The 14,554-nt window shown below is 38.6% G+C and carries 11 protein-coding genes; 4 read left to right on the top strand and 7 right to left on the bottom strand.

Annotated features, from left to right (window positions below):
* The first annotated feature begins 871 nt into the window (after positions 1 to 871).
* Positions 872 to 1,000 (top strand): hypothetical protein, encoded by a 129-nt coding sequence (locus tag ACSR9O_RS22515; RefSeq protein ID WP_290370132.1) that lies wholly within the window; start codon positions 872 to 874, stop codon positions 998 to 1,000.
* 317 nt (positions 1,001 to 1,317) lie between these two features.
* Here ACSR9O_RS22515 and ACSR9O_RS22510 read toward each other — a convergent pair whose 3' ends face one another.
* The 5 genes from ACSR9O_RS22510 to ACSR9O_RS22490 all read right to left on the bottom strand — a co-directional run bounded on the left by ACSR9O_RS22510 (position 1,318) and on the right by ACSR9O_RS22490 (position 7,615).
* A complete protein-coding gene (locus ACSR9O_RS22510) occupies positions 1,318 to 2,817 on the bottom strand; it encodes a sodium:solute symporter family protein (RefSeq protein WP_230178053.1) in 1,500 nt (499 codons plus the stop codon).
* Positions 2,814 to 3,014: a DUF3311 domain-containing protein gene (locus ACSR9O_RS22505; protein WP_053344651.1), complete on the bottom strand. Its 201-nt coding sequence runs from the start codon at positions 3,012 to 3,014 to the stop codon at positions 2,814 to 2,816. The genes ACSR9O_RS22510 and ACSR9O_RS22505 overlap by 4 nt, the downstream gene beginning before the upstream one ends.
* A gap of 12 nt (positions 3,015 to 3,026) precedes the next feature.
* Complete coding sequence (locus tag ACSR9O_RS22500; protein WP_491725134.1) at positions 3,027 to 4,214, bottom strand: M20 family metallopeptidase; 1,188 nt, start codon at positions 4,212 to 4,214, stop codon at positions 3,027 to 3,029.
* Between the two features lie 219 nt (positions 4,215 to 4,433).
* Positions 4,434 to 5,732, bottom strand: a complete 1,299-nt coding sequence (locus tag ACSR9O_RS22495) for a hypothetical protein (protein WP_491725499.1) — start codon at positions 5,730 to 5,732, stop codon at positions 4,434 to 4,436.
* A gap of 578 nt (positions 5,733 to 6,310) precedes the next feature.
* Entirely contained in the window at positions 6,311 to 7,615 is a 1,305-nt protein-coding gene (locus ACSR9O_RS22490; protein ID WP_491725133.1) for a hypothetical protein, read from the bottom strand.
* A gap of 472 nt (positions 7,616 to 8,087) precedes the next feature.
* Between ACSR9O_RS22490 and ACSR9O_RS22485 the strand changes: the two genes are divergently transcribed.
* The 3 genes from ACSR9O_RS22485 to ACSR9O_RS22475 all read left to right on the top strand — a co-directional run bounded on the left by ACSR9O_RS22485 (position 8,088) and on the right by ACSR9O_RS22475 (position 12,453).
* On the top strand, positions 8,088 to 9,632 hold the full coding sequence (locus tag ACSR9O_RS22485) for an AbgT family transporter (RefSeq protein ID WP_402939862.1): 1,545 nt from the start codon (positions 8,088 to 8,090) through the stop codon (positions 9,630 to 9,632).
* A gap of 118 nt (positions 9,633 to 9,750) precedes the next feature.
* Positions 9,751 to 11,010, top strand: a complete 1,260-nt coding sequence (locus ACSR9O_RS22480; protein ID WP_491725132.1) for an amidohydrolase — start codon at positions 9,751 to 9,753, stop codon at positions 11,008 to 11,010.
* Between the two features lie 36 nt (positions 11,011 to 11,046).
* Entirely contained in the window at positions 11,047 to 12,453 is a 1,407-nt protein-coding gene (locus tag ACSR9O_RS22475; RefSeq protein WP_491725131.1) for a M20 family metallopeptidase, read from the top strand.
* 183 nt (positions 12,454 to 12,636) lie between these two features.
* Here ACSR9O_RS22475 and ACSR9O_RS22470 read toward each other — a convergent pair whose 3' ends face one another.
* Both ACSR9O_RS22470 and ACSR9O_RS22465 read right to left on the bottom strand, forming a co-directional pair.
* Entirely contained in the window at positions 12,637 to 13,158 is a 522-nt protein-coding gene (locus tag ACSR9O_RS22470) for a P-loop NTPase family protein (protein ID WP_101223381.1), read from the bottom strand.
* 135 nt (positions 13,159 to 13,293) lie between these two features.
* Positions 13,294 to 14,352, bottom strand: coding sequence for an alkene reductase (locus tag ACSR9O_RS22465; protein ID WP_101223382.1), 1,059 nt, complete (start codon positions 14,350 to 14,352; stop codon positions 13,294 to 13,296).
* Positions 14,353 to 14,554: the final 202 nt, after the last annotated feature.

The raw sequence follows: 14,554 nt of genomic DNA, 5'->3' as shown, positions 1-14,554 counted from the left end.
ATCAAAAAAAACTGTAGACAAAGGGCAGAATAATTCTGCCTTTTGTTTTTTATATTTTCTCCGAGCTACTCTGCCCCGCAGAAACCAGAAAAGCTCCCTCATATCGAATTTATGGTACAAGCGCTAGTAACTGTGAAGCAAATATTCGACTGATCCTTCATAAAGTACATACCAAAATCAGTTATTGGATTCCTAAAATACACGTGAAATATATTCTATCGTGGTAATAGAAATGACTTCAATCATTTACCTGAAGGTTCACCTGGTAAACAATCCTTTTTCAATAAAAACTTACATCCAGAAAAACAATGGCAGGTAATCTAACAAAGAGGAAGATTTTGTATAAATTCATTAGTATAATTGATGAAATTACAATTAGAAAGGAAAGATGACTATGAAGATGCTTATACATGCTTTAAAAAGGAATACCACATGTATCCTTGAAATCATTTATCTGTATATACTTTTCTTTTTTTCAGAGCTACAAACTACTACTGCAAGCTTATTAAAAATAAAGTAAGAACTATGTAATTTAACCCTCTTGTATGAACTTATGTTAAAAAGACCCTCTAGTTCCCAAACATTCCATAACATTTTTTATTTCATCTTCATAATTAGAACTTTCAACAGTCATAACAGCCAGTTTGCACACTTTGTCTGTGTAAAATCCCTCAAGGGCGAAATGCAGATCGATATGCAGCTGAGCTCCTTTTTCAACAGGCAATGATTGTTCTATCTATCCTCCTACCGAGCTACCTTACTAGCCGTGAATGAAAAAGATCACTTGATAAGGATGTTCCTTACAAGTGAAAAACATAAGTTCACCAAAAAGGGACAAACTGTATTTGAAAAAAGAAAGGAGATGTGAGACATGACAAAAAAGTTCAATAAAGGCAGCGGTAACCAAAATTCACCGCAATTACACGGACAAACTCCTATTAGCGGGGACAACAGCAAAGGAAATAAAAGAAATAAAGATCAGAGCTCTAAATCAGAGTAAGTAAATGAAACAAACCGGTCATATTCAGACCGGTTGTTTTTTTGCAGATAATCTTCTTAGTTATTTGGCAGAAAGAGATTAAAAAGGACAATTCTCAAAGGTCCCCTTCAAAAAAGGGCGATCATTGAATTATCCTGTGTCCACTGGACCAACTTTGATTCCAAAAGCCCAATTCTTTAAAAGCGTTCCAAACTGTAAATGGAGTGCTGCAAAACTGACCCCAGGAAAGTTTTAATTGGAAGGAATTCGTGTTACATATTTATACCGGAAGTGAATGTAAAAAATCATGTTGCGTTAGCTATTTGATTCTTTTTGCATTAGATCTTCTGCTCTAGTGTTGATGTCTCCAAATCATCAGTATCTTGATGAGTATAAGTAAAGTTTTTTGTCATCAAACTGACCACCACTAAAACAACAATGTTAACAAATAGGGCGATAATACCCACATTCAGGTCTTTTATTGCTTGAGGAAGATAAGGAAACAGTTGTCCAATTTTTATATTCCCCAGTTCCATGATGGAAACCAGTACTCCTCCTGTTATTATCCCTGCAAATGCTCCATGTTTGGTTACAAAATTCTTTCTCATCAAACTTGCGAAAAAGGCAGGAGCAAGTTGTGTAATAAAATTATAGGCGATTAAAGCGAGACTAAAGAGGGTGTTTCCACCTTTAAAGGTCAAGTAAATCCCTACTAGAGAAATAAGCGGAACCAAATATTTTACCAGTTTTGCAATTTGATTTTCCGTTGCAGATGGAGTGAATACGCTGTATACATTTTTCGCAAGCAATGTTGATATAGACATCAACAGCATGGAACTTGGGACTAGAGCGGCTAACACGCCAGTACCACCGATTAAGCCTACAAACCATGGATCAAATTCTTGTTTAGAAAGCTGCAGCAAGATAAGGTCGGCGTCGCCGCCTTTTAATCCAGGCATCTGTAAGATCGCTGCAAACCCGACAAAAAAGGCAAACAATAAAATCAATTGGTATATTGGCATTAGGATTGCATTTTTTCGCAGTGCTTTCTCGCTAGAGGCAGCATAAATAGGAGAAAACCCGTGCGGCCACATATAAAATCCAATAGCGCTTAATACAACGGTCGATATATACCATGAAACGCTCATTCCCTGATTTGGAAGTATGGTATAGTTCGGCTTTGCCTGTTCAACGGCCTCATACATAGGTTGAAGACCGCCATAATAATGAAGTGGGAAATAAACTCCTAAAAATACAACAACGCCAAGAATCAGAATATCCTTCAAAATAGCTGTCCTGGCAGAACCGTGAATACCGGAAACCATTACAAAAATGGTAACACCAATTGCTCCAACCCAAATGGCAGCTGTAGAAGAAATGACCCCATAGGATGTTGCAGAAACGATATATCCTAAACCCTTCAATTGCAGGACTAAGTAGCAAGTACAAGCTATAACACCTATTACAGCAACAAGCACACCAAGATATGGACTTTGATATTTTTTCACAAAAAAATCAGATTGGGAAACTAATTTATGTTTCTTTGCATACCTCCAGATTGCCGGAAATGTCCAATAGGAGATGACTGTAGCCAGACAGCCATATGTCACGATACTAAAGATGGAACCACCTTCCCCATAAGCCGAACCACTTGCACCCAAAAAGGTAAAGGTAGTATACATTTCACCTGCGGATAAGAGGAAAATCAATAGGGCTCCCATTCCGCGACCTCCAACTGACCATTGTTCCAAGTTCATTTCTTTCCCTTTTTTAGCCTGGATACCAATCAAAACGGAAATGACGAAAAAAAACAGGATGAAAAAAACGGCAATGTTCATCTTGAATCTCCCTTCTGATTAGCAGGATCGAGTAGATAAATAATCCCCATTATACCTGTGGTCAGCACAGACCAAAGTACAATCCAAAAATGAAAAAATGGCATACCCAGAACATAGGGAGTTACTTTATTTGTAAACAAAGCGCCCACAATAAAGCCAAGAAACGGGATAATTCCGAGCCAATATATTTTTTTCAAACTCTTAACCCCCTAGTAAGTTAGATTTAACATTTTTAAAGTCCCATGAACAAATAACTTCACCCCATTTTGTAGAGCCTGTTCATCGACTGTAAATTTGGGATGATGGTGAGGATATATAATCCCTTTTTCTTCATTACGAGCTCCTATTCCAATATAAGATCCCGGAACTACTTTTTGAAAAGCAGAGAAGTCTTCACTTCCCATAATTGGCTTTGAAATTTCTCGACTTTCTTCACCAAATATTTCACAGACCGTTTCGTCCATCAATCGGGTAACTTCTTCATCATTAATGGTAGGAGCATAACCAAACTGATAATCGAATTCATAAGTAGCTCCATGCGCTTCAGTAATCCCTTTTACTATCCGTTCGATAAAATTCGGGATTTCTTCCTGCAGTTCCAGATTGAAGCTGCGAACTGATCCACCAATGCTTACCTTACTTGGAATAACATTAATCGCACTTCCCGCATGGAACTGAGTCACTGAAATCACCAGGGCTTCCTGGGCATCTCGATACCTCGAAACAATGTGCTGGAGATTTGATACAACCTGAGTTCCAATTGCTATGGGATCGACGGTAAGTTCAGGCTGTGAGGCGTGCCCCCCTTTACCCACCACGGTAATGTTAAAAGTATCAGCCCCAGCCATCATCGGACCGTAACTTAGTCCAATTTTCCCTAAAGGAAGAGTCGACAAGAGATGGGATCCAATGATCATATCCACTCCATCAAGCACACCGGCCCTCACCATTTCTTGAGCACCACCGGGCGGCAGTTCCTCAGCATGTTGAAATAAAAAGAGCACCTCACCTTTAATTTGATCCTTTAACTGTGTAAGAATTTTTGCTGTGCCAAGCAGCATCGCCGTATGCCCATCATGTCCGCAAGCATGCATAACTCCTGAATTCTGTGACACAAAGTCAAAATCATTCTCTTCTACAATTGGAAGCGCATCCATATCTGCCCGCAGTGCAATAACCTTCCCAGGCTGCTGACCAATCAAACGAGCCATAATACTCGTTTTTGTCGGACGTGAAATTTCCAATTCACCAAAAGCTTGCAGCGTTTCATAAACAAATTGTGCTGTTTTTTCCTCCTGAAAAGACAGCTCAGGATACTTATGTAAATATCTTCTCCAAGCAATCACTTCACCTTTAACAGCCTCGATCAAATCATGAACCATTATAGTTTGAGACATCCACTACAACCCCTTTTTCATTCAATTTACATAACGACCACTAATTTAGGATAGTTTAAGGAAAAAATTCCTTAAATAGAGTATAATCTCACGCGGTCTTCATTACAATTATTTTTTGAAAATTCCAAACTGTTTTTTTGCACTGCATCTAATTGTTGAACTTTTTAATGCGACATGAAGCAGAAATAAAAAAGCACCCAAATTATGGGTGCCTGTAATTTATAATAATTGATAAATTTTACTCGGTCTTCCACGGGTGGCGTTAGCCTCTTCACCAACGCATTGTGCCAAATCGACTTCGCACATATCCGCAACAATACGCCGTACATTGCGCTCTGTCATTTCAAGATGTGTCGCTAAGTCCTTTGTAGTAAAATCACTCCAGCCCATTCTTTGAACGAGAGCCGAGATTTTCTTATACGTTTTGACACTGATATTTCCGCTTTTTAACTTTTCTATAAGGGGTTTATTGTGGGTACGGGTATCATATTGCAGTTCTTTCTTTTTGCCTGGTGATTCGATAATTTTGCCATCATCTTGAATAATCACAATTTCTCGCTTCTTCATCTCTTTTGAATGTTGAATAGCACGAAAAGCATTGATTTCCGCCGAATAGGCAGTCTCGCCGAAGCCAATTCCAACGGCAACGGGTGTATCTGCTTCAAACGCCAATTTTTGGATGGTATCTTCGAGCATAATGATTTCTCGTTCAATCGCGCCGCGAGAACTAAAAATCATGTACCTCCCATTCCCTTTATCTGAAAAGGAACCATTTATTTTTTCTCCAAGTTGAATCAACATTTCTTTTAGCCGAAGCTCCAAGTACTGTAAATGATAAGGAGTTTTCATTTCCTCTGCCACTTTGTCAAAGTATTCGACTTCAATGATTTCCACTCCGATTTGTGTATCTTTAAAGTAGGAAGCCTTTACTTTTTCAGAAAGGATTCGAAGCGTTTGCCGCACTTCCATCTTACTCATCGACATCCGGTAGGCTGGAATGCCATACTCCCTTAAAGCTTCACACACGGACGGAAAACAAGAAAAAGCACCTTCTGTCATTCCCTTATTCCATAAATTCAAGTGAAAATGTACCAATTCATCCGTATCAACCTCTGTCTCAAACACTTTCGTATAAATCTTTTGGGTCTTTATATTCAACTGTGACAAAGCTTCTTCGCTTATATTATTTGAGGACATAGTATCGATACTTAGATGCTCAATGATTTTTCCTTGTTCGTAGATCATCTCTAAAAAGGATTTATAAAAACCTGATTCCGTGGCAGGAACATGGACCATTATTTTATCTGTACCCAGTGTTCTTTTTGCAATTTCATAGGGAAGTGGACCAGAAAAAAGCCATGCATGTACGTGAGAATCATGTTCCTTTACAATATTCTCTACCTCTTCGGTCCTTTCATAGGGCAAAGAGATGAATTCCAACTCATGTTTATATTCTTCTGCCAATACTAAAATTTTTTCTATAGAAGTTTTTAAACCGACAAGTCCGATTTTATACATCCAGTAATCGACTTCCTTTATCATCTGTAATAGATTCATTGTTCTTTGTAGAATATCCTGGTTTAATCTAAGTCATGATATCGTAATCCTAATTCTTTCTGCTGTCTAACTATTGCTCAATTTGTATTGAGTCCTGGTTATTAGTTGTTTTGTTACTCTTGATCATATAAGCAGCAAAAAGGAAAGATTAATTGTTTTCATACCCTCGCCAAACTTTTCTCTTTTGTATCATTTTATCATGCAACATGAAGTAAAAATACGTTGTATAAGCTTTTAATGAGAGGTTTACAAGTCAGCTTTCTATATAGTTCGTTGCAAATCAACGTTTACTTTCCCTAAATTGAATAACGATATTACTATCATTTATAACTGTTCTGGTATTTTTACATATACGAATGATAGAGGAACATCTTTTTGATATTGCACCATAAGAAAAAGAGCTGATTTTCAGCTCTCTAGGTTAAAATAAAGTTTAAATGACTAGATCCAGATAATCAAACTCATTACTAATGAGAATCCCCTTCAAAACTTTCACCGTAAATCGATTGCATTTACATGATAATAAGAACGTCGAGGTGTTACTTCTTTAACATATAAATTTTACGAGGTCTTCCCCGAGGTGATTGAAGTTCTTCTCCTTTGTACTCCACTAAACCGCTTTCACTCAAACTACTCATAATTCTCTGAGCATTTCGAACGGTCATGGATAAATGAGAAGCTAAGTCTGAGGAAGTGAAGCCGTCCCAGCCCATACGATCAACCAATGCTTCTATCTTTTTATACGTTTTTACACTAATGTTAGCCTGATTCAATTTATCTAGCAGTTCTTTATCATTAGAACGGAAGGTATATGCCAATTGTTCTTCTTGACCTACGGATTCAATCATTACACCATCTTCTTGGATAACAACAATTCCGGAACTGTCTTGCTTCTTCGAATGACGGATTGCCTTGCGGGCATTGATTTCTGCCGATGCAGCCGTCTCTCCAAAACCAATACCCACTGCAACTGAGACATCCATTTCAAGGGCCAGTAATTGAACAGTACTTTGCAAGCTGCCAATTTCCCGTTCAATTGCCTTGCGTGAACTAAATATTTGATAGCGGCCGTTTCCATTTTCTATGAGTGATCCATCTAATTTTTCGCAAAATGAAAGCAAGGTTTGTTTAATTTTCAGCTCCAAATGCTGAAGATGATAACGAATATTAACCTCGTCCACAAATTGATCAAACTGATCAATTTCAATAATCTCTACACCTATCTGACTATCTTTAAAATAGGTGCTTTTTGCTTTTTCAATCAAAATCTTGACCGCTTGCCGGATTTCCATCTTTGTCATATTTATTTTGTAGACAGCAACATTTTCTTTTTTCAAGGCCTCATATACAGATTGTAAAACGGTTAGGACAGCATGTATCTCCCCTTCCCTCCACAACTGAAGATGAAATTGAACAATTTCTTGATAATCATATTGTTCATCAAATGTTTTTACATAAATATGTTCGGTGGAAATCCCTAGCTCTTGCAGTGACTCATGCAGAAAAAAGTCTTCCAATCGAATCATATCGATGGATAACTTATCGAAAAAATGTTTTTGATCTGCAGACATTTGTAATAAACATCTATATAAACTAGATCCTACGGGAGGACAATATGTAAAATTGGCCTCTGAATCCAACATTCCTTTTGCTATTCTATAAGGAACTGGTCCAGAGAAAAACCAACCATTTACTGTACTTTGGTGTTTTTTTATAATGTCCGTTACCTCACGTGCATCTTCATATGGAAAATCAATAAAATCTATTTCATGTTCAAATTCATTAGTAACATCCCGAATTTTCTTTATAGATGAAAGTGGACCTACAACCCCAATTTTATACAAGTTTATTTCACCCCTACATCATACTATTAGTTTTATTATATCAAAATAACCACCCCTATCAGGGAATAAAAATGAGAGCCAAATATAAAAGCATGTAAAGCACCGTTTGACATTAATAAACGGTGCTGCTTAATATGCTTTCCTATCTATCGTGAGTTCAAGAGTGGCAGGACTTTTTGACTCAAAGGTTTCGAATCCTATTGTTTGTTTAACAATAATTACCATAAAATAATTTCTCTTTTTTCTGAAAATTTTATTGAAATAGATTATTCTTAATTATATAATACATTTAACGAAAATAGCGTTAAATATTCGTTAATTAAAAATCAGTATATTGGAAGGAATTAATGAAGTTCTCAAAGGATGAAAGACGGTAATTTGAGTTTAAGGCATGTTTAGAGAAAAAGTTTATAAATGGAATGGTGCAAAACGCACAAACTACAAATGGAAGAAGGTTTAGGAGGAGAATGTAATGGAACAAAAAGTAATTAAAGATACAACTAATCTTCAAAATCATAAAACGGGTGGTTTTTTCAATCGAGTAGAGCGAATAGGAAACAAAATCCCCCACCCCTTTATCTTATTTATTTATATGATTGCCTTTTTATTTGTTGTAACCGCTCTCTTATCAGTTTTCCATGTTTCGGCATCGGACCCCATAAGTGGAGAGAGAGTGGAAGTTCAAAACCTCTTAAGCCGTGAAGGCATCCAATGGATTTTGCCGAATATGATTAAAAACTTTTCCGGCTTTTTACCACTGGGATCTATTTTAGCTCTTATGCTAGGAGTAGGATTAGCAGAAAAAGTTGGATTGTTAGAAGTTTTGATTCGGAAAATGTCGTTAAAAGTCTCAGGGAAATACGCTAGTTATTTAGTTGTATTTGTTGCCTTTTTTAGTCATGTTTCTTCTGATGCAGCGCTTGTTATTATGCCTCCCCTTGGTGCTCTAATTTTCCTTGCTGTGGGACGGCACCCTGTTGCTGGGTTGCTCGCTGCCATCGCTGGGGTTGGTTCAGGTTTCACTGCCAACTTATTAATCGTCACAACAGATGTCTTGCTTTCAGGAATTAGTTCGGAAGTAGCGAAAGGCATGAATGGAAATTTGACCGTTAATGTTACTGATAACTGGTTCTTTATGGCGACTTCCGTTCTCGTACTCACGGTAGTTATATCCTTGATTACAGATAAATTTGTCGAGCCGCGCTTAGGAAAGTATGAAGGTAGCGGTCAGCATAAGAAATTGGAGCAATTAACGAAGCAACAAAACAAAGCACTCCTGGCTACAGGTATTTCAGCATTGATTTTTATTGCTGTTATGGCCGTTCTAGTCGTTCCAGAAGGAGCTCTATTACGAAATCCAGAAACTGGAGCGATTCTCCCCTCGCCATTCATGTCTGGAATTGTCGCAATCATCTTACTCTTCTTTTTTACAGTTTCTATTACTTATGGAGTTAAGGTGGGAGCGATTAAGAAACAAAATGACATTCCGGAATTATTAGTAGACCCAATTAAAGGAATGGCCGGATTCATTATCATGGTTTTCCCGCTTTCCCAGTTTGTCGCTTGCTTTAACTGGAGTAATATGGGTAAATTTTTGGCTTTATCCATCACAGATCTCTTGGAACAGCTAAACATAGAAGGTGCACCTGTCCTAATTGGGCTAATGTTCTTATCTGGACTTCTTTCAATGTTCATTGCCAGCGGATCTGCAATATGGTCTATATTGGCACCCGTTTTTGTCCCAATGTTCATGGTATTAGGCTATCATCCTGCCTTCGCCCAAATGTTGTTCAGGGTAGCAGATTCATCTGTACTGCCATTGGCTCCTGTATCTCCATTTGTCCCACTATTCTTAAGTTTCTTACAAGAGTATCGAAAAGATGCAAAACTAGGAACTTATTATTCTCTTATATTGCCTTATCCGATTATCATCTTCATCATTTGGACGCTATTGGTAGTTGTTTGGTATTTCCTTGGCCTCCCAATTGGTCCCGGAGTATATCCGAAATTACCGTAATTTAAAAATCTCAAGCGCCTCGCATGCCCCTTAAGCGACTTGAGGGGCTGTGCTGCTTGATCTAAACAACAAATCGTATTATATGAATTATCATCAAATAAATTAGGAGTGAAACGAATTGGATATTATTTCTTTAAGACGTGATCTTCATCAACATCCAGAAGTTGGCTTTACGGAATTTCGAACTGCTTCAAAGGTAGTAGAAGCACTAACTTCTCTGAAATATAACGTGATATTTGGCAAAGATGCTTTAGATGGTGATTCTCGCCGTGGAGTCCCCCCTATAGAAGTATTAGAGGAAACATTTAATAGAGCATTACAAGATGGCGCCAATCCAAAAATCCTCCAAGAAATGGAGGGCGGATATACTGCCGTCATCGGTATATTAAAAGGTAAAACTGATGGCCCAACTGTCGCTTTCCGATTTGATATGGATGCATTGCCTGTTACAGAAAGTACTGATTCTGACCACTTCCCACAAATAAACGGTTTTCGTTCCAAATATGAGGGCAATATGCATGCCTGTGCACACGATGGCCATACGGCAATTGGCTTAGGGCTTGCTGAAAAATTAGCGGATGGCAATTTCGCAGGAACGGTAAAGCTTATTTTTCAACCAGCTGAAGAAGGCGTACGCGGTGCCTATTCAATTGTACAAAAAGGAATTTTGGATGATGTGGATCATATATATTGTCTGCACCTTGGCACAGATGTCCCTCTGGGAGAATTTCACGGTGGGTCTTCCGGCTTTTTAGCAAGTACGAAAATGACTGCCCATTTTCATGGGGTATCTTCTCATGCAGGTGCTTCTCCTGAAAAAGGTAAAAATGCATTATTAGGAGCAGCCACCGCATTGTTAAATATTCATGCCATTCCAAGATTCAGTTCAGGCTCTACCCGCGTGAACGTAGGTGTTCTTAATGGAGGAACAGCCGCTAATATTATTCCAGCGCATGCAAAAATGATCATTGAAACCCGTTCTGTATCCGAAGAAACAAATGCTGAAGTGGAGCAACGTGTTCGAAATATCGTGGCTCATAGTGCAGGTATGCATGAGCTTGAACATGAAATTGAAATTATAGGTCAAGCAATTACGATTCGTTGTGATCAAGAACTTGTCGAACTGGCCATGGAAGAAGCCAGGAATGTAGAAGGTTTTTCAACAATCAAAGCTTGCAGGGAATCCGGTTCTGCTGGTAGCGAAGATGCAAGTTTTATGATTCGAAGAGTACAGGATAATGGCGGAAAAGGGACATATATGATTATCGGGACTGATATTCCTGCACCACATCACCACCCTAAATTTGATATTCAAGAAGAGGTTTTACCAAGGTGTGCAGAACTTTTGAATCTAATTGCAAGACGCCTATTAAAATAATTCTTCAGAATATATATAGGAAGGAAAGAGTGTAAAATGACACATGTAAATAGATTATCGGAAATCATTGAACAAAAAAAAGAAAAATTCATTGAAGTCAGTGATCGTATATGGAATTTTGCTGAAACACGCTTTGAAGAGTATCAATCTGCTGAATTGCTATGCAGCACCTTAGAGAACGAAGGATTTTCTGTTGAAAAAGGTGTTGGAAACATAGAAACGGCATTCATTGGCAGCTATGGAACTGGTAAACCTGTTGTGGCAATCATGGGAGAATTTGATGCGCTGTCAGGAATGAGTCAAAAAAAAGCTACAGCTAAACAAGAGCCAATAGTACAAGGTGAAAATGGCCATGGATGTGGTCACAATTTACTTGGTACGGGATCTTTAGCTGCAGCTGTTGCAGTGAAGGATTATATGAAAGAGAATCATATAAATGGGACAGTTCGTTATTATGGATGTCCTGGAGAAGAAGGCGGATCAGGCAAAACCTTCATGGTCAGAGAAGGATTGTTCGATGACGTTGATTTTGCATTTTGTTGGCATCCACTGGATGTTAACGGCGTTATGTCGATGGATTCGCTTTCAAATTTCCAAGTGTATTATAAATTTAAAGGGAAAAGCTCCCACGCAGCAGCATCACCACATTTGGGACGGAGTGCTTTAGATGCGGTAGAACTTATGAATGTTGGTGTGAACTATTTAAGAGAGCATATCATCCAAGAAGCAAGAGTCCATTATGCAATAACGAATTCAGGTGGATTATCGCCTAATGTTGTCCAACAAGATGCAGAAGTTCTTTATTTATTACGAGCTCCAGAAGTTTCACAAGTTCAAGATATTTACTTGAGAGTTTGTAATATTGCTAAAGGAGCTGCCCTTATGACAGGAACTGAATTAGAAATCGTTTTCGACAAAGCCTGTTCCAATGTTATCCAAAACAATGTGCTAGAATCCGTCATGTACAAGAATTTTCAAGAATTAAGTATTCCACAACACGATGATAAGGAAAAACAGCTTGCCAAAGAAGTCCGCGCCACCTTAACCGAACAAGAAAGGAACAGTACAATCAATCCTTTTAAAGATAATCAAGATGATGCATTGGCAAATTGGTTAGAACCTATTGAGGGCCTCCAAGCGCCATTAACAGGTTCCTCGGATGTGGGAGATGTTAGTTGGATTGTTCCTACTGCCCAATGCACAACAGCTTGTTTTGTTCTTGGGTCACCTTTGCATAGCTGGCAGTGGGTTACACTAGGATCAACATCCATTGCCCATAAAGGAATGCTTCATGCTGGCAAGGTTATTGCGGCAACTGCAGTAGAAGTGCTTCAAAATCCAGAATTAGTTGAAAAGGCAAAAACGGAGCTAAAAGAACGATTACAAGGGAAAAGCTATATCTCCCCTATTCCGCAAGATGTAAAGCCTTTAGTTAAAAGATGATAGACTAGATTAGTGGGTTACCGTAATCGCCCCTTGCATATACGGCCATTTAGTTCATGGTATAAAAAGGGATCTTCGATTGGAAGATCCCTTTTCCGTTTGGTCTTTATATTAATTCCAAATTTTTGTTAAGAGCAGTTTCTAACATCTCTAAGTGTCATTAAAATTAAGTGGTAAAAAAGCTTATCCCATCACATTCAACAGATATCCTTCAATTTCGTGCTTGCTTTTTAAAATAACTATTAGCTTTTCAGGGTCACTCTTTTGAAGATCGGCAAATCTGGCTTTCATTTCTTTCTTGCGAGGAAAATAGGTGGTCATGATAAATTTAATAAACTGCCAGTCTAATTTTTCATTGCAGCCTTTGCCCATATCCGGCCTTGTTTTACCTATATTAGACAACCAACGTTTTATAACCCGGTAAAGGCAAACACGGAGAGGAAGTTCTAAATAAATAATCGTATCGGCAAGCTCCGAACGTAAATTAAAAGAATTACTATAGTTGCCCTCCATTATCCACTTGTCATGACTCAATACCTTCTTCTGGGCAGAAATAAAAGCCTCTAAAGGAGCCTCCACCCAGCCAGGCCTCCAGTAGAATGTATCCAAATGATATACTTCGATATTCAAATGATCTCCAAGCCTTCTTGCAAAAGTAGATTTTCCGACACCCGCGGACACTCCGATAACCATGATACGTTCCATTGATATACCATCCACTCTCCCCTTTTATGTTCATAAGAAAAGGCGACCCTTCTTGAAGAAGAATCGCATCAGTTTTAGAAAATGAAGTATGGTTGCTGCGGCGTCCTGTCAAAGAACAAGCCAGCCTTACATTTATTAAATCAGATGCCCTAAATGTTTCTTTACCTCGTAATCAACAAGTTTTTCATCTTTCTTAATTCGTGCCAGATAATCCGGGTTGGCTATAAGCGGACGGCCAATCGCCGCAACGTCAATGATGCCTTTTTCCAGTGCTGCTTCTGCTGTTTCAGGATCAAGCCCGCCCACACCGACTATGATTCCATCCCAGTGGCTGCGTACCAATTCATGCATGGTCAATCCTCTTGCAATCGGTTTGGTAAATTCCATCGTGGATGGGTGAATCATTTTGACTCCTGTTTCATTGAACGCTTCAATAAATGTTTGGATCGCTTTTTCAGGGTCTTCCCACATGTAAGACGGCTGGTCAATTTTCAAAGCCGAGAAACGAATAAGGGTACGTTCCACTCCAACCGCATCAATGACTGCTTTTAGCACTTCCTTCATAAATGTCAGACGCTGTTTTAAATCACCACCGTACCGATCGGTCCTTTCATTGGAGGTGTCAGAATTGAACTGGTCTATTAAGTAGCCATGTGCACCATGAATTTCAACGCCGTCAAAACCAGCAACCATTGCATTCTTTGCAGCTTGTTTATATTGGTTCACAACTTCTGCAATATCCGTCTCTGTCATTTCTTCAGGAGTGTCAAAAGGTTTGCCGAATCGTGAAACCTTACCTTCTGCAGCGATAGGTGACGGAGCCTGCGGAGGAAGTCCTCCTGCAATTTCATGGTGACTTGCACGGCCCACATGCCAGATTTGCGCAATAATCGTTCCGCCTTCAGCGTGTACTGCTTCCGTTACTTTTTTCCAGCCGTTGATTTGCTCTTGAGTATATATACCGGGAACTCCAGGATTGCCCTTTGCTCTTGGTGAAATCACTACACCTTCAGTAATGATAAGTCCGATTCCATCTTGAGCCCGTTTTCGGTAATATTCTACGGTCAGGTCATTCACAACACCAGTTTCGTTATCGGCAAACGAACGTGTCATAGGAGCCATAGCCGTTCTTGTTTTTAAGTTCCATGCACCTATTGTTACAGGTTCAAACATTTTGGTTTTTATTGTTTTCATATAAGTTCCTCCCGTTAACCGCTTAACCTGAGCTAAATTTTAGTAACTTTCATTGTGTAAGATTATCCGATAAGTGGTTAATTTTCAAATAATTCACTCTGATTTTAGCGCTTTTGATAAAATATGGTAATAAAGACCAATGAAAAAGCCAGACAGAGAAAATTACTTTCCCTGCTGGCTAATTTATTTTTCTTCATTACTA

The sequence above is a fragment of the Peribacillus sp. B65 genome (assembly GCF_058513295.1).
This window is presented reverse-complemented; position numbering and strand designations above follow the sequence as displayed.

What these genes read in the sequence shown, in the direction of transcription:
- ACSR9O_RS22515 (WP_290370132.1), top strand. Translation starts at nt 872, where the DNA reads ATGACAAAAAAGTTCAATAAAGGCAGCGGTAACCAAAATTCACCGCAA.
- ACSR9O_RS22510 (WP_230178053.1), bottom strand. Translation starts at nt 2,817, where the DNA reads ATGAACATTGCCGTTTTTTTCATCCTGTTTTTTTTCGTCATTTCCGTT.
- ACSR9O_RS22500 (WP_491725134.1), bottom strand. Translation starts at nt 4,214, where the DNA reads ATGTCTCAAACTATAATGGTTCATGATTTGATCGAGGCTGTTAAAGGT.
- ACSR9O_RS22495 (WP_491725499.1), bottom strand. Translation starts at nt 5,732, where the DNA reads ATGTATAAAATCGGACTTGTCGGTTTAAAAACTTCTATAGAAAAAATT.
- ACSR9O_RS22485 (WP_402939862.1), top strand. Translation starts at nt 8,088, where the DNA reads ATGGAACAAAAAGTAATTAAAGATACAACTAATCTTCAAAATCATAAA.
- ACSR9O_RS22475 (WP_491725131.1), top strand. Translation starts at nt 11,047, where the DNA reads ATGACACATGTAAATAGATTATCGGAAATCATTGAACAAAAAAAAGAA.
- ACSR9O_RS22470 (WP_101223381.1), bottom strand. Translation starts at nt 13,158, where the DNA reads ATGGAACGTATCATGGTTATCGGAGTGTCCGCGGGTGTCGGAAAATCT.
- ACSR9O_RS22465 (WP_101223382.1), bottom strand. Translation starts at nt 14,352, where the DNA reads ATGAAAACAATAAAAACCAAAATGTTTGAACCTGTAACAATAGGTGCA.